Below are 20,396 nucleotides of genomic sequence, written 5' to 3'. Positions count from 1 at the left end.
TTCAGGACAATCCATGAAAAAACAAACAATCGATACCCGACCTGCAGGGCCCAAGCCCTGGTACGACCCCCGGGTCCGCTCACTCTTCTTTCAGGCGATAGCCATTGCCCTCGTGTTCTGGGGCGGATGGATTCTCGTCGATAACACGCTTTCCAACATGGAAAGCCGTGGCATCAGCACCGGTTTCGGTTTTCTCGGTGAAACCGCCGGGTTCGGCATCATCATGAATCTGGTGCCTTATGATGCAACCATGTCTTATGGCCGAACCTTCTGGGTTGGTCTAACCAATACATTGCTTGTTTCCGCGATGGGTGTCGTTGCCGCCACCATTCTCGGTTTCATCATTGGTGTTGCGCGACTCTCGAGTAACTGGCTTGTGGCCAAAATGGCGCTGGTTTACATCGAAGTGATCCGCAACATACCGCTGCTTCTGCAGATTTTCTTCTGGTACTTTGCCGTACTCAGCAATCTTCCGTCACCACGCCAGAGTGTTGATGTCGGTGGAGCGCTGTTCCTGAACAACCGGGGCCTTTACCTGCCAGATCCAGTGACCCAGGAGGGTTTCGGAATTGTCTGGGGCGGTATTCTGCTTGCCATCGCTGCCGTCGTCGGGATTCGGATATGGGCGAAAAAACGCCAGTTGGCGACCGGACAGATCTTCCCGACCTTCAAGGTCGGCGTGGCAATTCTGGTGCTGGTACCGATAATCTCTTATCTCGTGGCCGGTCGGCCTCTTGAGTGGGATTTGCCAGCGCTCAGGGGCTTCAACTTTGGCGGGGGAATTACCATCATTCCGGAGTTGGCGGCTCTGTGGATTGCACTGTCGCTGTACACCGCCAGCTTCATCGCTGAAATCGTGCGCTCCGGTATTCTGTCGGTCAGCAAGGGACAAACCGAGGCCTCCAAGGCTTTGGGGCTGCCCAATGGTCTTACCCTCAGGTTGGTGGTGATACCGCAGGCCATGCGGGTCATCATTCCGCCGCTCACCAGTCAGTATCTGAATCTGGTGAAAAACTCCTCCCTGGCAACGGCCATCGGTTACCCGGACCTCGTGGCGGTCTTCATGGGCACCACGCTGAATCAGACGGGGCAGGCCGTCGAGGTTGTCGCCATTACCATGGCGGTATATCTGACCATCAGTCTGCTGATCTCGTTGTTCATGAATATTTACAACCGGGCTGTGGCCATTAAGGAGCGATGATGACCGAGTCAACCATGAAAGCACCCAAGAAGGCGCTCCGTCCGGTCAAGTGGATGCGGGAGAACCTGTTCTCCGGCTGGTTCAACACGGTATTGACGCTGGGTGTGGCCTATCTGCTGGTGACCAGTGTAGGGCCTTTGCTCAACTGGTTTTTCCTCGACGCCAACTTTGTTGGCAGTGATCCGAGCGCCTGTACGGGAGCGGGTGCCTGCTGGCTGTTTATCAGCCAGCGTCTGAATTTCTTTATCTACGGATTCTACCCGGATGAACTGCAGTGGCGGGTCGACGTGATGTTCCTGCTGCTGGCGGTTTCCTTTGTACCCCAGTTCATCGAGCGGTTCCCCGGCCGCAAGTGGCTCGGGCTGTTCGGTATCTTTGGTTTGCCCATTGTTGGCTACTTCCTGATTCCCGGAGGCAGTTTCGGCCTGGAAGAAGTGCAGAGCTCGAAATGGGGCGGCCTGATGCTGACCCTGATCCTGGCTTACATCGGGATTATTGCGTCGTTGCCCATTGGCATATTGCTGGCGCTGGGTCGTCGCTCCGAGATGCCGATCATCCGCGGGATCTGTGTGGTCTTTATCGAGGTATGGCGGGCGGTTCCGTTGATCACGGTTCTGTTCATGGCTTCGGTGATGCTGCCGCTGTTTCTCCCGGAAGGTGTGAACTTCGAGAAACTGGCCCGGGCGCTGATTGGTATAACCCTGTGGCAGTCCGCTTACATGGCGGAAGTGATTCGCGGTGGCCTGCAGGCCATTCCCCGGGGCCAGTATGAGGCTGCCGATGCTCTGGGGCTGGGATACTGGCGCAAAATGGGGCTGGTCATCCTGCCGCAGGCTCTGAAGATGGTTATTCCGGGTATCGTGAACACCTTCATTTCCCTGTTCAAGGACACCACGCTGGTGTTGATTATCGGCCTCTTCGATATCCTCGGCACAGTCCAGTCCACGGTTACCGATCCGGCCTGGCAGAATGTTGCCATTGAGGGCTATGTATTTGTGGCGTTCTGTTTCTGGGTCTTCTGCTTCGGCATCTCCAGATACAGCCAGAACCTTGAACGAAAACTAGACACTGGTCATAAGACCTGACGGGTAATCCTATGACAGAACAAACACAAACCTCAGAAATGCAGACCCCGCCGAAGGACCAGCCGGGAAAAAAACCGGGGATTATCCGGGTTGAGGGCATGCACAAGTGGTACGGGGACTTCCATGTTCTCAAAGATCTCAACCTGACCGTTGATCAGGGCGAGAGAATTGTCATCTGTGGGCCATCCGGCTCGGGAAAATCCACCTTCATCCGTTGCATCAACCGGCTGGAGGAGCATCAGCAGGGCAAAATCATTGTTGATGGTATCGAGCTGACCGATGATGTCCGCCACATTGATACGGTTCGGCGGGAAGTCGGCATGGTGTTTCAGCACTTCAACCTCTTCCCGCACCTGACCGTCCTGGAAAACTGCTGCCTGTCGCCGATCTGGGTGCGAAAAACGCCCCGAAAGGAAGCGGAGGCATCTGCGATGGAGTACCTTGAGCGGGTCAAGATCCCGGATCAGGCTAACAAATTCCCGGGGCAGCTTTCGGGCGGCCAGCAACAGCGTGTGGCGATTGCCAGGGCCCTGTGCATGAAGCCCAAGATCATGCTGTTCGACGAGCCAACCTCGGCCTTGGATCCGGAGATGATCAAGGAAGTGCTGGACGTAATGATTGAATTGGCGGGAAGCGGTATGACCATGCTCTGCGTAACCCATGAGATGGGTTTTGCCAAGACGGTGGCGGACCGTGTGATTTTCATGGACGGTGGCGAGATTGTGGAGCAGGCACCTCCCCACGAGTTCTTTACCAACCCACAGGAAGCCAGAACTCAGAAGTTCCTCCAGCAGATACTCGCGCACTGAAACCAAGACTAAAAAAGCCGGGCATTTGCCCGGCTTTTTTACAACGGCTCCTTGAATAGCTCGGGCTCCTTGCCTGGCTCTGCCTCAAGCCACCAAACGTTCTTGTCCCAGTCTCCCAGTACAATACGCTTTGCCGGCGACCCGTTGGCCGTCAGTTCATGAACCGCGGGGCGATGGGTGTGGCCATGGATCATTCGCTGGACACCGTGCGTTTCCAAGTCCTTGACCACTTCCTCGGGCGTTACGTCCATGATGAACTCCTCCTTGCCCTGATTTTTCGCCATGCTGATTTCCCGTAGCTGGCGGGCCATTTGCTGGCGGTCTTTCAGGGGGCGCTGGAGTATCATCTGCTGCCACTGCGGGTTACGCATGTTGGCCCGGAACTTCTGGTATTCCACATCGGCGGTGCACAGGCTGTCGCCATGCATCAGCAGGGTAGGGGTACCGTACAGATCAATCACCGTCGGATCGTCCAGCAGCGTTGCGCCGGCCCGGTCGCAGAAGTCCTGGCCGATCAGAAAGTCCCGGTTGCCGTGCATCAGGAAAATCCTGGTGCCGCTGTCCCGCAGTTTTCGAAGGGCAGTCGCAATCTGCTCCTGGAGCGGCGTGCGTTCGTCATCTCCTATCCACGCCTCAAAGAAATCACCGAGAATATACAGCTGATCAACACCACTGGCTTTCCCGTCGAGAAAGCCCAGAAATGCCTCAGTAATATCCGGGCGGGATTCCTCGAGGTGAAGATCTGAAATAAACAGCGTGGTCACGCGTCCTCCAGAACCTCGGCTTTTTCGATTACCACGTCATCGGCAGGCACATCCTGGTGGCCTGCACGCATGGTGGTGCGCACTGCTCGAATCGCGTTTACCGTGTCCATGCCGTCGGCCACTTTGCCGAACACGCAGTAGCCCCAGCCTTCCGCGTTTTTGGCGGTGTGGTCCAGGAAGCCGTTATTCTCAACGTTAATAAAGAACTGGGCTGTGGCAGAGTGCGGGTCCATGGTGCGTGCCATGGCAATGGTTCCCTGCATGTTGCTCAGTCCGTTATCGGCTTCGTTCGGGATGGAATCGCGGGTTTTGCGCGGTGTCATGCCTGGCTCGAAACCGCCGCCCTGAATCATGAAATTGCTGATCACACGGTGAAAAATGAGGCCATCGTAAAAACCGTCGCGAACGTACTGTTCGAAGTTTTTGGCGGTTTCCGGTGCCTTGTCGTAGTCCAGTTCCAGCTTGATGTCACCGTAGTTGGTTGTCAGCAGAATCATCAGGTTTTCCTGTTCAGAAAGGTTAGGTACGTTACGGGGCCCATTGTACTCAAGACTTTCCCGCTATGCATGAGTCCGGAAAGGATTTGTGAGTATAATACGCGGTTTAAGATTCACTCCCCTTTTAACAGAGATTGTATGAGCGCCGAGTCGAAGAAAGCCCACAACTTTATCCAGAGCCTGATCGAAGACGCCATCGCCAGCGGAGAGCACACCGGCAAGGTGGTCACCCGATTCCCGCCGGAGCCCAATGGCTACCTGCATATTGGTCACGCCAAATCGATCTGCCTGAACTTTGGCATCGCCGAGACCTTTTCCGGCGACTGTAACCTTCGGTTTGACGACACCAACCCGGAAAAGGAAAACCAGGAATACATCGACGCCATCAAGCAGGATGTGGAATGGCTTGGTTACGAGTGGGCCGGGGACGTGCTTTATGCCTCGGATTACTTTGATGCGCTTTATGAATTTGCCGAGGAACTGATTACCCGGGACAAGGCCTACGTGTGCGCCCTGACGGCCGATGAAATGGCCGAGTACCGGGGCAGCCTGAAAGAGCCGGGCAGAAACAGCCCCTACCGGGATCGCCCCGTGGAGGAGAGCTTGCAGATGTTCCGCGACATGCGGGACGGCAAGTATCAGAACGGCGAACTGGTGCTGCGGGCCAAGATCGATATGTCTTCTCCGAACATCAACATGCGGGATCCGATTCTTTATCGCATCCGCTACGCCGAACATCACCAGACCGGGAACAAGTGGTGCATCTACCCGATGTATGACTTCACCCATCCCATTTCGGATGCCTTGGAGGGGATTACCCACTCCCTGTGCACGCTGGAATTCGAGGACCACCGGCCGCTGTATGACTGGGTTCTGGATAACATCTCCGGCCCCTGCCACCCGCGCCAGATCGAGTTTGCGCGGCTGAATCTGAACTACACCATCACCTCCAAGCGGAAGCTCAAGCGTCTGGTGGATGAGAATGTAGTTGATGGCTGGAACGATCCGCGTATGCCAACCATTTCCGGTATGCGCCGGCGTGGCTACACGCCGGAGTCCATCCGCACCTTCTGCGACATGATCGGGGTGAACAAGGCCGGCGGCACTGTGGATGTGGGTATGCTTGAACACGCCATTCGCGAAGACCTCAACATCCGGGCCCCGAGAGCCATGTGTGTGATGCGCCCGTTGAAAGTCACGCTGACCAATTACCCGGCGGATCAAAGCGAAACGCTCACCTTGCCAGTGCACCCGCAAAATCCGGATATGGGCGAGCGGGAAGTGCCCTGGACCCAGACTCTGTATATCGACCGGGAAGATTTCGAAATGGAGCCGCCGCGTAAATGGAAGCGGCTGGCCCCGGACCAGGCAGTACGCCTCCGTGGCGGCTATGTGATGACCTGCCGGGAAGTGATCCGTGACGACAGTGGCCAGATTGTCGAGCTCAAGTGTGAGTACGATCCCAACACCCTGGGTGTCAATCCCGAGGGCTATAAACCGAACGGCGTGATTCACTGGGTTTCAGCGAGTGACAGTGTAGAAGCAGACATCAATCTGTATGACCGCCTGTTTAACCACGAGTCGCCGGACAGTGACAAGGAAGGCGATTTGATGGATCACCTGAATCCGGAATCGCTGGTGGTTCTCAAAGGCGCGCGCGTCGAAAAGAGTCTTGTCGCGCCCCGTATGGATCTTCCATACCAGTTCGAGCGGGAAGGCTACTTCTTCTGTGATCAGGCCCATACCGAGGCTGCCGGTCGGCCGGTATTCAATCGCACTGTTACGCTCAGGGATTCCTGGGGCAAGGGGGGCAAGTGATCCGCATCTACAATACGCTGACCCAACAGAAGGAAGAGTTTCGGCCAATTGAGCCTGGCAAGGTCCGGATGTATGTCTGCGGTATGACAGTCTATGACTACTGCCACCTGGGGCATGCCCGGGTGCTGGTAGCCTTTGATGTGATTACCCGTTACCTGCGTCATCGCGGTTACGACGTGAACTATGTGCGCAATATCACCGATATTGACGACAAGATCCTGCGCCGTGCGGATGAAAACGGTGAGCCCTATGACGAGCTCACGGACCGGATGATCAAAGCCATGCACGAAGACGAAGCCCGTCTCGGCGTGCTGTCACCGGATGAAGAGCCCCGGGCCACCGCGTATATCGACGAAATTATCGCGATGATCCACAAACTGATTGCCGGCGGCCACGCCTACGCAGCGGACAATGGTGACGTCTACTTTGCGGTCGATTCCTTTGATGACTACGGCAAGCTCAGCAAGAAAAAGCTGGAGGATCTTCTGGCGGGCGCGCGGGTGGATGTTCAGGAAGCCAAGCGAAGCCCTGCAGATTTCGCGTTGTGGAAAGCGGCAAAGGCAGGGGAGGTCAGCTGGCCGTCGCCCTGGGGCGACGGTCGTCCCGGCTGGCACATTGAGTGCTCTGCGATGTCCACCTGCTGTCTCGGCGACACATTCGATATTCACGGCGGTGGCCCGGATCTGTTGTTCCCGCATCATGAGAACGAGATTGCCCAGTCAGAATGTGCCACTGGCCACAATTTTGTGAACACCTGGATGCACGCGGGTGCCATCCGGGTGAACAAAGAAAAGATGTCCAAGTCCCTGGGTAACTTCTTCACCATCCGCGAGATCATGGAGAAGTACCTCCCAGAAGTGGTCCGTTACTTCCTGGTTTCCAGCCACTACCGCAGCCAGGTGGATTACTCTGAGGAAAATCTGGCTGAGGCCGGCCGAACTCTGACCCGTTTGTACCATGCGCTTAGAGGCATCGTGCCCGCCAAGGCCGCCGATGTGCCGGAATCCGAGCACGACGAGCGGTTTGCCGAGGCGATGGACGATGACTTCAACACCGCGGGTGCCATTGCCGTCCTGCACGCTGTTGCCAACGAGATCAATCAGCATCGTCGCGATGGTCGTGAAGACGATGCCAAGCAAAGTGCGGCGATTCTGGTAAGGCTTGGTGGTGTTCTGGGGCTGCTGCAGCAGGATCCCGAGGCGTTCTTCCAGGCAGACACGGGTGGTGATCTTAGCGCCGAAGACATTGAAGCAATGATCCAGGCCAGGGCTGATGCCCGCAAGGCAAAGAATTTTGCCGAGGCCGACCGGATCCGCGACGAGCTCCTCGAGAAAGGTATTATTCTGGACGATTCCCGAGAGGGGACGACCTGGCGTAAAGCCTGAATTTCCGGGAGCTGCCGGTTGGTCAGACCAGTTTTGCGCCTGCAGGAATGATCTTGTAAGGATTTTCCCTTACAATGCGGCGCTCAAATTAGAATGCCCCCTCAAGATGAAGGGGGAGTCGGGAAACGTAACCCACTGAGGCAGACAACGATGACAGAACGCGTACAAGTCGGCGGCATTCAGGTCGCAAAGAATCTGTATGATTTCGTGAACAACGAAGCGATCCCGGGCACCGGGATCGATGCCGATAAATTCTGGGCAGAATTTGACAAGATCGTGAACGAGCTGGCGCCACGCAACCGTGAATTGCTGGCCAAGCGTGATGCTATCCAGGAAAAAATGGACAGCTGGAACCGGGATCACAAGGGCCAGAAGCTCGACATGGGCGAATACAAGTCTTTCCTGAAAGACATCGGTTACCTGGTTGACGAGCCTTCCGAGTTCAAGATCTCCACCTCCAATGTCGACCCGGAAGTGGCAACCATGGCCGGCCCTCAGCTGGTGGTGCCGATCATGAACGCCCGTTTTGCTCTGAACGCTGCGAACGCGCGTTGGGGTAGCCTGTACGATGCGCTGTACGGTACCGACGCGATTTCCGAGGAAGACGGCGCTGAAAAAGGCCGTGGTTACAATCCGGTTCGCGGTGCAAAAGTTATCGAGTGGGCCCGCAACCTGCTCGACAGCTCGGCACCGCTGGCCTCTGGCAGTCACAAAGATGCTGCCAAGTATGTGGTTGAAGGTGGCAAACTGGTCGTCAAGCTGCAGAACGGTGAGTCCACCGGCCTGAAAGACGAAGCCGGCTTTGTTGGCTACACCGGTGCCGCTGATGCGCCCACGGGCGTACTGCTGGTCAAGAACGGCATGCACTTCGAGATCCAGATCGATGCCACTCACCCGATTGGCAAAGACGACGGTGCCCACGTCAAAGACGTACTGATGGAGTCTGCACTGACAACCATCATGGACTGCGAAGACTCCGTGGCCGCTGTAGACGCCGACGACAAGGCGCTGGCCTATCGCAACTGGCTGGGCCTGATGAAGGGCGACCTGCAGGAAACCTTCGAGAAAGGTGGCGAGCAGTTGACCCGCAAGATGAACGCGGATCGCACCTACACCGCGGCAGACGGCAGCGAGCTGAGCCTGAAAGGCCGCAGCCTGATGTTTATCCGTAACGTCGGCCACCTGATGACCAACCCGGCCATCCTGCTGAAAGACGGTAACGAAGTGCCGGAAGGCCTGATGGACGGTCTGATCACCTCGCTGATCGCCATTCACGACATGAAGGGCAATGGCAAGTTCCAGAACAGCACCAAAGGCTCCATGTATATCGTGAAGCCTAAGATGCACGGGCCGGAAGAGGTGGCATTCACCAACGAATTTTTCGGTCGTGTAGAGGATGCATTGAGCCTGCCGCGCTTCAGCCTGAAGGTCGGCATCATGGACGAGGAGCGTCGCACCACAGTTAACCTGAAAGCCTGTATCCATGCCGCGAAAGAGCGGGCTGTGTTTATTAACACCGGTTTCCTGGATCGCACCGGGGACGAGATCCATACCTCAATGGAGCTGGGTCCGTTTATCCGCAAGGGTGCGATGAAGCAGGCGACCTGGATCAATGCCTACGAGCAGTGGAACGTGGACATCGGCCTGGAAACCGGTTTCCGTGGCGTTGCCCAAATTGGTAAGGGCATGTGGGCCATGCCTGACCTGATGGCCGGCATGCTGGAAGCGAAAATCGGGCATCCGAAGGCTGGTGCGAACACTGCCTGGGTTCCATCTCCCACGGCGGCTACACTGCACGCCACTCACTACCATCAGGTAAGTGTGGCTGATGTCCAGAAGCAGCTGGAAAGCCGCACACGCGCTGCGCTGGACGATATCCTGACAGTACCGGTGATGGATGATCCTGCTTCTTTGAGCGCCGAGGACATCCAGCAGGAGCTGGACAACAACGCCCAGGGTATCCTCGGTTACGTTGTGCGCTGGATTGACCAGGGCGTTGGCTGCTCCAAGGTGCCGGACATCAACGATGTCGGCCTGATGGAAGACCGTGCGACTCTGCGTATCGCCTCCCAGTTGCTGGCCAACTGGCTGCACCATGGTATCTGCTCTGAAGATCAGATCATGGAGACCATGAAGCGTATGGCAGCGGTGGTCGACAAGCAGAACGCCGGTGATTCGGCGTACCGCCCGATGGCCGGGAACTTCGATGACAGTGTCGCCTTCCAGGCAGCGCTGGATCTGGTTCTCAAGGGTCGCGAGCAGCCTAATGGCTACACCGAGCCGCTACTGCACGCTTACCGCCTGAAGGCGAAAGCCAAATACGGGCAGTAAGAGCTGCGAAATAAAAAACCCCGCTTCGGCGGGGTTTTTTGTGGCACGTCGGATCAGGCAGGGCCTGAACCCTGACTCCGGGCTCAGTCCCTGTGCAAGACATCAGCCGCATAGAGGGTGTTTTGCAGCAGGGTGGCGATGGTCATCGGCCCTACGCCGCCGGGAACCGGCGTTATATAGGCCGCGCGCTCCGAAGCGGCTGCGAAATCAACGTCGCCATGCAGTTTCCCGTCGTCCATCCGGTTGATGCCCACATCAATCACGGTTGCACCCGGTTTTACCCAATCGCCCTTGATCAGGCCTGGCTTGCCGACGGCTGCAACCAGGATGTCAGCCTCACGAACAAACTTCTCCAGATCCGGCGTGAATCGGTGACACACGGTTGTCGTGGCACCCTTCAATAGCAGCTCCATGCTCATGGGGCGGCCGACGATGTTGGAGGCGCCAACGATGACGGCGTGCTGGCCCTTGTAGGGCGTGTCGATGCTGTCGAGCAGGGTAATGATGCCGGCCGGTGTGCAGGGGCGCAGGGTGGGCTTACGCTGCATCAGGCGACCGATGTTGTATGGATGGAAGCCATCAACGTCTTTATCTGGCCGGATTTTTACCAGAATCGGATCTGCATCGAGATGCGAGGGCAGGGGGAGTTGCACCAGGATCCCGTCCACGGTGGGGTTCTCGTTCAGCTCATCAATCAGAGCTTCCAGTGCTTCCTGGGAAGTGTCTTCCGGCAGATCGTATGAGAGTGAGAGGATTCCCGCCTGGTCGCACGCCTTCCGTTTATTGCCCACGTAAACGTGGGATGCGGGATCGTTGCCGACCAGGACTACGGCCAGTCCGGGCGCCCTGAGCCCCTGTTGGGTTCTTGCTTCCACCCCTGCGGCGACTTGCTGTCTTACTTCGGCGGCAATCTCTTTTCCGTTGATCAGTTTGGCGGTCATGTCTCGTCTTGTCGGTTGGGCATCGGTAAATTGAAGGGTTCGCATTGTCTCATGCTTCCGCCGGAACTCCAATTGGACGGTTGTCTGGGCGGCGCGCGCCGGAACTTTTGTCAGGGCGCTTTGTCACTGAAGAGACTGTTGTTTCAGGGAATTTGGAAATACGTGTTGACGGCACCCTCCGGCGCCGGTAATATGCGCGCCAACTTTGCTGAGGCACTTGTTGTTCAGTTCAGACGGGGTATAGCGCAGTCTGGTAGCGCGCCTGCTTTGGGAGCAGGATGTCGGGAGTTCGAATCTCTCTACCCCGACCAAATTTCTGAATGTTCAGGTGGGCGAACGGTTAAGCGCCCGTAGCTCAGCTGGATAGAGCACCCGCCTTCTAAGCGGGTGGTCGCAGGTTCGAGTCCTGCCGGGCGCGCCATCAAGTCGTTGGCTTGGTCCGCGCCGGAGCGACCGTAACCAGCAAAGTTGAAAAGTAAAGGCATGTCCCGATGTGGTGGACGTAGCTCAGTTGGTAGAGCTCAGGATTGTGACTCCTGCGGTCGAGGGTTCGATCCCCTTCGTCCACCCCACTTTTCTTTCAGAGTAGATTCCGCGTTTGTTGAATAGATTGATGGCAGGCTTGCCATCGGGCATTCTTCATTCTGTTGTGCGCGAGTGGCGGAACTGGTAGACGCGCTGGATTTAGGTTCCAGTGGGGCAACCCGTGAGAGTTCGAGTCTCTCCTCGCGCACCACCCCTTTCTTTTTTCTCTTTCGTCCCCATCTCTGTCTTCAAGATTCGGCCGGTCCCGTGACTGCGCAGCATCAAACTGCATTGCAGGGTGATTCTCTCGGCGGTGCAAAGCATGATAAACTACCGGCTTTTAATTTTCGGTCCTTTTCCGGGAATCTCCCTTGGACCGGACTTTTAGGTTTAATTTCATTCACATACCGAACCTGTAATTTGAGGATCTTCCATGCAAGTGTCTGTTGAAACGACCTCCAACATCGAGCGTCGAATGACGATTGGTGTGCCCGCCCAGGAAATCGACCAGGCGGTCCAGAAACGCCTGCAGGAAACAGCGCGTACCGTGCGCCTGAACGGTTTCCGTCCGGGTAAGGTGCCCATGAGCGTCGTCAAGCGTCGTTTCGGTGACAGCGTCCGCCAGGAAATCGTTGGCGAGGTTATGCGCGACAACTACATCAAGGCACTGCAGGAACAGGATATCAACCCGGCAGGTTGGCCGAAGTTCGAGCCAAAGACCATGGAAGAGGGCAAAGACCTGGAATTTGTCGCCATCTTCGAAGTGCTGCCGGAAATCGAGCTGGGCGATCTCAGCAAGATTTCAGTCGAAAAGCTGACTTCCGAGATCACCGACAAAGATGTCGACAACATGATCGACAACCTGCGTCGTCAGCAGGCCACCATGAAAGAAGTCAAGCGCAAGTCCAAAAACAAGGACGTGCTGACCATTGACTTCAAAGGTTTTATCGACGGTGAAGAATTCGAAGGCGGAGCCGCTGAGGGCCATCGTCTGACTCTGGGCTCCGGCCAGATGATTCCGGGCTTTGAGAAGGCCATCGTTGGTGGTAAGGCCGGTGAAGACATGGAAATTGAGGTTACCTTCCCGGAGGATTACCACAACGAAGATCTGGCGGGTAAGCCGGCCAAGTTCGAGATCAAGATTCACAAGGTTGAAGAGCCGCAGTTGCCGGAACTCGACACCGAATTCTTCAAGAAGTTCGGTATTGATGCCGAAGACGAAGCGACTTTCCGCGAAGAAGTCAAAAAGAACATGGAGCGCGAGCTCAAGCAGGCGGTTTCCAACAAGGTCAAGAACGACGTTGTTGACGGTCTGCTGGAAACCACTGAGCTGGATATTCCGGCTGCCCTGGTTGATCAGGAAATCGATCGTCTCCGTCAGGACGCCGTCCAGCGTTTCGGCGGCCAGATTGATCCGCAGCAGCTGCCCAAGGAAATTTTCCAGGAGCAGGCTGAGCGCCGCGTGAAGACTGGCCTGCTGTTCCAGGAAGTGGTCAAGAAAAACGACCTGAAAGCCGACCCGGCCAAGGTAGACGAAAAGATCCAGGAGATCGCGTCTACGTATGAACAGCCAGAAGAAGTGGTTGCACACTTCAACAGCAACCCGGAGCAGAAGTCTCAGATCGAGTCTTCAGTCCTGGAAGATGCAGTTGTTGACCACGTGCTGGAGCAGGCTCAGGTCAAAGAAAAGAAAGTCAAATATGAAGAGGCCGTTCAGGCCGGTCAGCCCCAGCGCTGATTTTGCCCGGGATCGGAGTAGAAAGCCGGTCCCGAAGGCCGACCCCTGAGAACAGCCGGCATGCCCGGCTGTTTTCATCTGGGGCCGCTGCTGGCAAAGTATGGGGTGCAACTTTATTGAAACTGCCGTGGCGCGAGTCCACGACCCATTGTCCATAAGGAGTTCAGGCGCATCATGACGCAGAAACCAATTGATGGTCCCGCAATGGTTACCAATTCCGGACTGGTACCGATTGTTATCGAGCAGACAGCTCGCGGCGAGCGGTCGTTCGACATTTATTCCCGTCTGCTCAAGGAGCGGGTGATCTTCATGGTGGGTCCGGTTGAGGACCACATGGCGAATCTGATTGTGGCCCAGCTCCTGTTCCTCGAGTCTGAAAACCCGGACAAGGATATTCACCTCTATATCAACAGCCCCGGCGGCTCGGTAACTGCAGGTATGTCTATCTACGACACCATGCAGTTTATCAAGCCGGATGTAGCCACACTTTGTGTTGGCCAGGCGGCCAGCATGGGTGCCTTCCTTTTGGCGGGCGGTGCTGCCGGGAAGCGGGCGTGTCTGCCGAACTCCCGAGTGATGATCCACCAGCCGCTGGGTGGCTATCAGGGTCAGGCAACGGATATCGAGATTCACACCCGTGAAATCCTGAAGATTCGTCATACCCTGAATTCGATCCTGGCCCATCACACCGGTCAGGATCTGGAGACTATCGCCAAGGATACGGACCGTGACAACTTCATGGATCCGGCTCAGGCGAAAGAGTATGGGCTGATCGATTCAATACTTGATAAGCGCGTACCGAATAAATAATACTGGAAGTAATCGCATCATACTTGGCCGGCGTATCAGGCAGTGGCGCCGGCAAAACGAGATCAGAGGTATTTCAATGGCAGATGAAAGAAACGGCAGGGGCGACGATAACGGCAAGTTGCTCTACTGCTCGTTTTGTGGAAAGAGCCAGCATGAAGTCCGAAAGCTCATTGCAGGGCCCTCGGTGTTCATCTGCGACGAGTGTGTCGACCTGTGCAATGACATTATCCGGGAGGAAATCCAGGAGAATGCACAGGAAGAGCCGAGCGATCGCCTTCCTACACCGGCCGAGATCCGCAATACCCTTGATGAATACGTGATTGGTCAGGATCGGGCCAAGGTCGTCTTGTCGGTGGCGGTCTACAACCACTACAAGCGTTTGCGTTATGGCGAAGGCAAGGGTGATGTCGAGCTAGGCAAGAGTAACATTCTGCTGATTGGCCCAACCGGTAGTGGTAAAACTCTGCTGGCCGAGACTCTGGCGCGGATGCTGAACGTGCCCTTCACGATCGCCGACGCCACCACGCTGACTGAAGCCGGCTACGTTGGTGAGGATGTCGAGAACATCATCCAGAAGCTGCTGCAGAAATGCGATTACGATGTCGACAAGGCTCAGCGGGGCATAGTCTACATTGACGAGATCGACAAGATTTCCCGCAAGTCTGACAACCCTTCCATTACCCGGGATGTTTCCGGTGAGGGTGTTCAGCAGGCACTGTTGAAGCTGATCGAGGGTACCGTTGCATCGGTCCCGCCGCAGGGAGGTCGCAAGCATCCGCAGCAGGAATTCCTGCAGGTTGATACCGGCAATATGCTGTTTATCTGCGGTGGCGCCTTTGCCGGATTGGACAAGGTAATTCGCGAGCGTACCGAGAAGAACAGCATCGGTTTCTCTGCTTCGGTTGCCAGTCAGGACGATGCCAAGAACACCGGCGACGTTATCAAGGATGTGGAGACCGAGGACCTCGTGAAGTACGGCCTGATTCCGGAGTTTGTGGGTCGTTTGCCGGTAGTGGCAACCCTAAACGAACTTGATGAAGAAGCGCTGGTGCAGATTCTGACCGAGCCCAAGAACTCCCTGACCAAGCAGTACCAGAAGCTGTTTGATATGGAAGGGGTCGAGCTTGATTTTCGTGAAGATGCGCTTCGGGCTGTTGCCCGCAAGGCCATGGAGAGAAAGACAGGCGCCCGTGGTCTGCGTTCCATTATGGAAGCGACGCTTCTGGACACCATGTACCAGATTCCCTCTGAGCATGACGTGACCAAAGTGGTGATCGATGAGAGCGTGATCAGCGGGGACTCCGAGCCCTTCAAGATTTACGCCAGCAGTGATCACGCCAAGGCTGTGCCCGAGGATTGAGTCTAGGTTAGCGGTTGAAATGAAGAGGGGCGGCAACGCCCCTTTTCGCGTTTTTGTATCGCGATATTCCCGCCCTGTTTCGTTTAGTAAAAAGATTGCAATTTTTGCGGGCGCCCCAATGAAGGGTGATATGCTGAAGTAAATACCGTCAGAGGATTCCCAATGACCCGTATACCCGAAGATGCCGTGCAAGAGTACCCGCTGCTTCCGCTGCGTGACGTAGTGGTGTTTCCGCACATGGTGGTCCCACTGTTCGTGGGCCGAGAAAAATCCATTCAGGCTCTGGAAGCCGCGATGGAAGGAAGCAAGGAAATCCTCCTGGTAGCCCAGAAAGACGCCTCTACTGATGAGCCGGGTCCGAAGGATGTGTTCGAGATGGGCACGCTGGCAACGGTTCTGCAGATGCTTCGCCTGCCCGATGGCACCGTCAAGGTGTTGGTAGAAGGCAACGCCCGAGCCACCATCAGCGATATCTCCGAGGGTGAGTACCTGTCCGGTGGCGCTGTCCTGATGGATGAAGAAGGGCTGCCCGAGCGCGAGCAGGAGGTCCTGATAAAGACCCTGATGGACGAGTTCGAGAAGTACGTGAAACTCTCCAAAAAGGTCCCTTCCGAGGTCTCCAATGCTCTCACCGGTATTGAGGAGCTTGAACGCCTGGCCGACACCATGGCTGCTCACCTGGAAATGCGTATTCCGGAAAAGCAGGAACTGCTGGAAGCGCTGGATATCCGCAAGCGGGTGGACTTGCTGCTTGGTAAGCTGGATGGCGAAATCGACCTGATCGAGGTTGAAAAGCGCATCCGTGGCCGCGTGAAAAAGCAGATGGAGCGCAGCCAGCGCGAGTACTACCTGAACGAACAGATGAAGGCTATCCAGAAAGAGATGGGTAACCTGGGCGAAGGCAACAACGACTTCGAAGAGCTTGAGCAGAAGCTGGAAGAAGCCGGATTGCCGGAAGAGGCCCGCAAAAAGACTGAAACGGAGCTGAACAAGCTCAAGATGATGTCTCCGATGTCTGCGGAAGCGACCGTCGTCCGTGGCTATATTGACTGGATGCTGGCGATTCCCTGGAAGAAGCGCAGCCGTGTCCGTCACGACATCGAAAAAGCCCGTGAAATTCTCGATCGGGACCACTACGGCCTCGATGAAGTCAAAAAGCGCATTCTCGAATACCTTGCGGTTCAGAGCCGTGTGAAGAAGGTCAAGGGTCCTGTGCTGTGCCTGGTTGGTCCTCCCGGGGTGGGCAAGACTTCGCTCGGTCAGTCCATTGCACGTGCGACCAACCGGAAGTACACCCGGATGGCCCTCGGCGGCGTGCGTGATGAAGCTGAAATCCGCGGCCACCGGAAAACCTACATTGGTGCGTTGCCCGGTAAGCTTCTTCAGAAGCTGTCCAAGGTGGGCGTGAAGAATCCGCTGTTCCTGTTCGATGAAATCGACAAGATGGGCATGGATCATCGTGGTGATCCGGCCTCGGCGTTGCTGGAGGTTCTCGACCCGGAACAGAATCACACGTTCAACGATCACTATCTGGAAGTGGATTACGATCTCTCCGATGTGATGTTCGTGTGTACCTCCAACTCCATGGACATTCCTCCCGCCCTGCTGGACCGGATGGAAATCATCCGTATCCCGGGTTACACGGAGGACGAGAAGGTCAATATTGCGCTGCGTTATCTGTTGCCGAAGCAGATCAAGGCCAACGGCCTGCGCAAGGATGAGCTCAAGTTGCCAGAGGACACCCTTCGCGACCTGATCCGCTACTACACCCGTGAAGCCGGTGTACGTGGCCTGGAGCGCGAGATTGCCAAGATCTGCCGCAAGGTGGTGCGTGACCATGTGGAGAGCGGAGAGAAGGTCTCTGTCACTCTCACGCAGGACATGCTCGAAGATTACTCGGGGGTCAAGAAATTCAAGTACGGCCTCGCCGAGGAAAAGAACGAGATTGGTCAGGTGACCGGTCTGGCTTGGACCCAGGTGGGTGGCGAACTGCTGCATATTGAGTGCGCCCTCACCCCTGGCAAGGGCCGGGTCGTGAAAACGGGTTCCCTGGGTGATGTCATGCAGGAGTCCATCCAGACGGCATTGACGGTGGTACGTAGCCGGGCACCCGGTCTTGGAATTGCCGACGATTTCCACGAGAAGCACGATCTGCACGTGCACGTACCGGAGGGTGCGACACCGAAAGATGGTCCCAGTGCCGGTATCGGTATGTGCACAGCGCTGGTTTCTTCTCTGACCAAGATTCCGGTTCGCGCCGACGTTGCAATGACCGGTGAAATCACTCTGCGTGGACGTGTTCTTGCCATCGGTGGGTTGAAAGAAAAGCTTCTGGCAGCGCATCGGGGTGGCATCAAGACGGTGATCATTCCGGATGAGAATGTCAGGGATCTCAAGGAGATACCTGAAAACATCAAGGAATCGCTGGAGATTCGTCCGGTTAAGTGGATCGACGAAGTGCTGGATATTGCACTGGCCTATCCACCCGAGCCCAGGGCTGAAGATTCATCTCCGGAAACGGGTTCTGGCAAGCCGCGTGACGAAGAAGGCGACGCGTCAGAGCGCATAAATACACATTAAAGCCTTGATGAGTTGTTGACATGCCTGAGAGCCCATTGGTATAACTGTTTCGCCGTGAAGCAGCCAATACCAAGGGCTCCCGCGCAGTCAGTCCCTATTCCGAATGCCGGTATAAAGCCGAAAGGAATAAGAAAAGTGAAGAATGGAATTCTCCGACCGCTTATGCGATAGTCGAGAACGTCCGAGAAAAAACAAACCAACCTATAACATCTTCAACCTGAAATCGAAGGGGTTTAGTGTGAACAAGTCCGAACTTATCGATGCAATTGCAGAGTCCGCAGATATCTCCAAAGCCGCCGCTGGCCGTGCTCTGGACGCAATGACCAACTCAATCACCGGTGCCCTGAAAAAAGGCGATCAGGTAACTCTGATCGGTTTTGGTACCTTCTCCGTAAAAGAGCGTGCTGCTCGTACCGGTCGTAACCCGCAGACTGGTGCCGAGATCAAGATTCCGGCCTCCAAAGTGCCTGGGTTCAAAGCAGGCAAGGCCCTGAAAGACGCCGTTAAGTAACGGTTCTTTCTCCGGTGGCTTCTGTCGCAGGAAGCCACCCAAGAAGAATTCAAGGCGCATTCCACACCGGGTGCGCCTTTTTACGTTAGGTCCGCCCTTCGCCGCGCGCTGAAACGAATAAAACTGCACTACCTTGAACAGGGATCCGGGAGAAACATGCTTCAAGATATTCGGAACAATGCCCAGGGCACGATCGCCAAGGTCATCATTGGTCTTCTTATTGTGTCGCTATCCATCTGGGGGATGGACGCCATTGTCGGCGGCTTCTCCGGCGAGCCTGAGGTGGCAACCGTCAACGGCGAGGATATTACCGAGCGGGAGTTTCTCCGCGTGGTCCAGATGGAGAGCCAGCGCCGGCTATCCAGAATGGAAAACCCGGATCCCTCGATGCTTGACGAAGACCAGATTCGCACAGACGTTCTGGATTCCCTGATCCAGGAGCAGGTCCTGATCCAGGATGCCAACGCTCAGGGACTGGAACTCAATGATGCTGATATCGATGCGTTGATTACCCAGATGCCGCAGTTCCAGGTGGATGGCCAGTTCAATCGCGACCGCTTTGTGGCCACAGTCCGTAATATGGGCATGGGCGTGGGCGAGTTTCGGGAAGCCATGCGCAAGCAATATGTGGTGAACCAGATCCGTGCGGGTATCGTTCAGAGTGGCCTGGTGGCGGATGAGAATGCCGAACAGCTGCTCCAGATTCAGAACCAGACACGCAGTTTCCGGGTACTGGATATTCCTGCCAGCTCAGTGGCGGACGCAGTATCGGTTTCTGATGCTGACGTTGAAGCCTTCTATGAAGAAAACTCGGGCGCGTTTCAGCAGCCAGAGCGTGTAGACGCTGCCTACATCACACTTTCGCTGGGTGCCCTTGCTGAGAGCATTGAAGTTGACGATGCGGAGCTTCAGGCCTACTACGAGCAGCAGGCGGCCGATTTGGCCAGTGAGGAGCGTCGGGCGTCCCACATCCTGATCGAAGAGGGCAGTGACGCGGACGAAACCATGGCAACGATCCAGGAGCGCCTGGCGGCTGGGGAGTCATTTGCTGACCTGGCGCGGGAGTACTCCATTGATACCGTTTCGGCCGAAGACGGCGGCGATCTGGGCTATGCCGGTCGTGGCATTTACGCCGAGCCCTTCGAGGAAGCTCTGTTTGCCCTTGAGGAAGGCGAAGTTTCCGAGCCGGTTCGGACATCGTTCGGGGTTCATCTTATTCGCCTCGAGGATGTCAGGGAGTCCGAGGTGCCGTCTCTGGATGAAATGGAAGACCAGCTCCGTCGTGAGCTGGCCCGTGAAAAGGCTCGTGAGCAGTTTGCTGAAGTCCGGGCAGAGCTTGCCGACTCCGCGTATGCCGCCGATGATCTGGCGGGCCCTGCCGAAGAGCTCGGGCTTGAGGTGCGGGAGGCCAACGGCGTTACCCGTGACGGTGGTCAGGCGCCATTTGACCACGCCGGTCTGGTACGACAGTTGTTTTCCGAAGATGTCCTGGACGCGGGTTACAACACCGAGTTGATCGATGTGGGTGACAACGTGTCTGTCGTTGCCCGGGTGAATAAGTATCATGAAGCCGAGCAGCTGCCCCTGGATCAGGTTCGCGATCAGATCCGGACGACGCTGGAGCAGCGCAAGACGCGGGAAGCTCTTTCTGAAAGGGCTGACGCGATTATCGCTGACCTTGAGTCAGGTCAGAGCCCCGAGGGTATTGGTGAGTGGTCCAGCTATGAAGGGCTGGCACGGAACGCCTCCGAGGCAGGTCCCGCCATTCTCCAGCAGGTGTTTTCTTTGCCGCGCCCTGCGGATGGCGCCCGGTTTGGCAAGGCTGTGATGGCCAATTCTGCCGCGGTGATCGCGCTGGACGAGGTCACGGACGGGCAGGTCTCGGAAGATGGTACCGAACTGAACCAGCTTCGGGAATTCCTGGCATCTCTCGAAGGCCAGAGGGAATACGCCGCGTACCAGCAGTTCCTTCGAAATCGGGCAGAGGTCGAGAGACCCTGATATCCGCGTCATGAAAAAGGCGCCGAATGGCGCCCCGCGA

Annotated in this window: 15 protein-coding genes and 4 tRNA genes; 16 read left to right on the top strand and 3 right to left on the bottom strand. The window is 56.3% G+C overall.

Going from position 1 to position 20,396, the window contains the following annotated elements; translation table 11 throughout:
* Positions 1-13 precede the first annotated feature (13 nt).
* Genes ACP86_RS01135 through ACP86_RS01125 form a run of 3 tightly spaced genes read left to right on the top strand, consistent with a single transcriptional unit; the run spans position 14 to position 3,095 of the window.
* Positions 14-1,201 carry an amino acid ABC transporter permease gene (locus ACP86_RS01135; protein WP_008175007.1) on the top strand — a complete coding sequence of 396 codons (1,188 nt, stop codon included), beginning with the start codon at positions 14-16 and terminating at the stop codon, positions 1,199-1,201.
* Positions 1,201-2,286: an amino acid ABC transporter permease gene (locus ACP86_RS01130; RefSeq protein WP_053112375.1), complete on the top strand. Its 1,086-nt coding sequence runs from the start codon at positions 1,201-1,203 to the stop codon at positions 2,284-2,286. The genes ACP86_RS01135 and ACP86_RS01130 overlap by 1 nt, the downstream gene beginning before the upstream one ends.
* 38 nt (positions 2,287-2,324) lie before the next feature.
* A complete protein-coding gene (locus tag ACP86_RS01125; protein WP_014577526.1) occupies positions 2,325-3,095 on the top strand; it encodes an amino acid ABC transporter ATP-binding protein in 771 nt (256 codons plus the stop codon).
* 38 nt (positions 3,096-3,133) lie between these two features.
* On the opposite strand, the gene ACP86_RS01120 is transcribed toward ACP86_RS01125, so the two are convergent.
* Positions 3,134-3,859 (bottom strand): UDP-2,3-diacylglucosamine diphosphatase, encoded by a 726-nt coding sequence (locus tag ACP86_RS01120; RefSeq protein WP_008175010.1) that lies wholly within the window; start codon positions 3,857-3,859, stop codon positions 3,134-3,136.
* The gene (locus ACP86_RS01115; RefSeq protein WP_053112374.1) at positions 3,856-4,356 is read right to left on the bottom strand and encodes a peptidylprolyl isomerase; all 501 of its coding nucleotides are present in this window, start codon (positions 4,354-4,356) and stop codon (positions 3,856-3,858) included. Before ACP86_RS01115 ends, ACP86_RS01120 begins: the two co-directional genes overlap by 4 nt.
* A gap of 138 nt (positions 4,357-4,494) precedes the next feature.
* On the opposite strand from ACP86_RS01115, the gene ACP86_RS01110 reads away from it, so the two are divergent.
* The 3 genes from ACP86_RS01110 (at position 4,495) to ACP86_RS01100 (ending at position 9,890) form a co-directional block, all read left to right on the top strand.
* A complete protein-coding gene (locus ACP86_RS01110; protein ID WP_053112372.1) occupies positions 4,495-6,174 on the top strand; it encodes a glutamine--tRNA ligase/YqeY domain fusion protein in 1,680 nt (559 codons plus the stop codon).
* Positions 6,171-7,559 (top strand): cysteine--tRNA ligase, encoded by a 1,389-nt coding sequence (gene cysS / locus ACP86_RS01105; RefSeq protein WP_053112370.1) that lies wholly within the window; start codon positions 6,171-6,173, stop codon positions 7,557-7,559. Before ACP86_RS01110 ends, cysS begins: the two co-directional genes overlap by 4 nt.
* A 150-nt stretch (positions 7,560-7,709) precedes the next feature.
* Positions 7,710-9,890, top strand: a complete 2,181-nt coding sequence (locus ACP86_RS01100; protein WP_053112367.1) for a malate synthase G — start codon at positions 7,710-7,712, stop codon at positions 9,888-9,890.
* Positions 9,891-9,973: 83 nt separating this feature from the next.
* Here ACP86_RS01100 and folD read toward each other — a convergent pair whose 3' ends face one another.
* Positions 9,974-10,831 carry a bifunctional methylenetetrahydrofolate dehydrogenase/methenyltetrahydrofolate cyclohydrolase FolD gene (folD, locus tag ACP86_RS01095; protein WP_041645301.1) on the bottom strand — a complete coding sequence of 286 codons (858 nt, stop codon included), beginning with the start codon at positions 10,829-10,831 and terminating at the stop codon, positions 9,974-9,976.
* A gap of 234 nt (positions 10,832-11,065) precedes the next feature.
* Here folD and ACP86_RS01090 point away from each other — a divergent pair.
* The 10 genes from ACP86_RS01090 (at position 11,066) to ACP86_RS01045 (ending at position 20,356) form a co-directional block, all read left to right on the top strand.
* Positions 11,066-11,142: transfer RNA gene (locus ACP86_RS01090), tRNA-Pro, on the top strand.
* A gap of 33 nt (positions 11,143-11,175) precedes the next feature.
* Positions 11,176-11,252: transfer RNA gene (locus ACP86_RS01085), tRNA-Arg, on the top strand.
* Positions 11,253-11,327: 75 nt separating this feature from the next.
* A tRNA-His gene (locus tag ACP86_RS01080) sits at positions 11,328-11,403 on the top strand.
* A gap of 79 nt (positions 11,404-11,482) precedes the next feature.
* Positions 11,483-11,567 (top strand) — tRNA-Leu (locus ACP86_RS01075).
* Positions 11,568-11,789: 222 nt separating this feature from the next.
* Positions 11,790-13,094, top strand: a complete 1,305-nt coding sequence (gene tig, locus ACP86_RS01070; RefSeq protein ID WP_008174593.1) for a trigger factor — start codon at positions 11,790-11,792, stop codon at positions 13,092-13,094.
* 174 nt (positions 13,095-13,268) lie between these two features.
* Positions 13,269-13,904, top strand: coding sequence for an ATP-dependent Clp endopeptidase proteolytic subunit ClpP (gene clpP / locus ACP86_RS01065; protein ID WP_039882061.1), 636 nt, complete (start codon positions 13,269-13,271; stop codon positions 13,902-13,904).
* A gap of 76 nt (positions 13,905-13,980) precedes the next feature.
* Complete coding sequence (clpX, locus tag ACP86_RS01060; protein WP_008174598.1) at positions 13,981-15,264, top strand: ATP-dependent Clp protease ATP-binding subunit ClpX; 1,284 nt, start codon at positions 13,981-13,983, stop codon at positions 15,262-15,264.
* A gap of 162 nt (positions 15,265-15,426) precedes the next feature.
* The gene (gene lon, locus ACP86_RS01055; protein ID WP_008174599.1) at positions 15,427-17,844 is read left to right on the top strand and encodes an endopeptidase La; all 2,418 of its coding nucleotides are present in this window, start codon (positions 15,427-15,429) and stop codon (positions 17,842-17,844) included.
* 238 nt (positions 17,845-18,082) lie between these two features.
* The gene (locus ACP86_RS01050) at positions 18,083-18,355 is read left to right on the top strand and encodes an HU family DNA-binding protein (protein ID WP_008174603.1); all 273 of its coding nucleotides are present in this window, start codon (positions 18,083-18,085) and stop codon (positions 18,353-18,355) included.
* Positions 18,356-18,511: 156 nt separating this feature from the next.
* Complete coding sequence (locus ACP86_RS01045; protein ID WP_014577520.1) at positions 18,512-20,356, top strand: SurA N-terminal domain-containing protein; 1,845 nt, start codon at positions 18,512-18,514, stop codon at positions 20,354-20,356.
* The last annotated feature ends 40 nt before the right edge of the window (positions 20,357-20,396 follow it).

The sequence above is a fragment of the Marinobacter sp. CP1 genome (assembly GCF_001266795.1).
GTDB classification, from domain to species: domain Bacteria; phylum Pseudomonadota; class Gammaproteobacteria; order Pseudomonadales; family Oleiphilaceae; genus Marinobacter; species Marinobacter flavimaris.
The sequence above is the reverse complement of the archived record's forward strand: the minus strand, read 5'-3'. Positions and strand labels throughout refer to the sequence as shown.

Coding starts and splice junctions, on each gene's coding strand:
- ACP86_RS01135 (WP_008175007.1), top strand. CDS start 14: ATGAAAAAACAAACAATCGATACCCGACCTGCAGGGCCCAAGCCCTGG.
- ACP86_RS01130 (WP_053112375.1), top strand. CDS start 1,201: ATGACCGAGTCAACCATGAAAGCACCCAAGAAGGCGCTCCGTCCGGTC.
- ACP86_RS01125 (WP_014577526.1), top strand. CDS start 2,325: ATGCAGACCCCGCCGAAGGACCAGCCGGGAAAAAAACCGGGGATTATC.
- ACP86_RS01115 (WP_053112374.1), bottom strand. CDS start 4,356: ATGATTCTGCTGACAACCAACTACGGTGACATCAAGCTGGAACTGGAC.
- ACP86_RS01110 (WP_053112372.1), top strand. CDS start 4,495: ATGAGCGCCGAGTCGAAGAAAGCCCACAACTTTATCCAGAGCCTGATC.
- ACP86_RS01100 (WP_053112367.1), top strand. CDS start 7,710: ATGACAGAACGCGTACAAGTCGGCGGCATTCAGGTCGCAAAGAATCTG.
- folD (WP_041645301.1), bottom strand. CDS start 10,831: ATGACCGCCAAACTGATCAACGGAAAAGAGATTGCCGCCGAAGTAAGA.
- tig (WP_008174593.1), top strand. CDS start 11,790: ATGCAAGTGTCTGTTGAAACGACCTCCAACATCGAGCGTCGAATGACG.
- clpP (WP_039882061.1), top strand. CDS start 13,269: ATGACGCAGAAACCAATTGATGGTCCCGCAATGGTTACCAATTCCGGA.
- clpX (WP_008174598.1), top strand. CDS start 13,981: ATGGCAGATGAAAGAAACGGCAGGGGCGACGATAACGGCAAGTTGCTC.
- lon (WP_008174599.1), top strand. CDS start 15,427: ATGACCCGTATACCCGAAGATGCCGTGCAAGAGTACCCGCTGCTTCCG.
- ACP86_RS01045 (WP_014577520.1), top strand. CDS start 18,512: ATGCTTCAAGATATTCGGAACAATGCCCAGGGCACGATCGCCAAGGTC.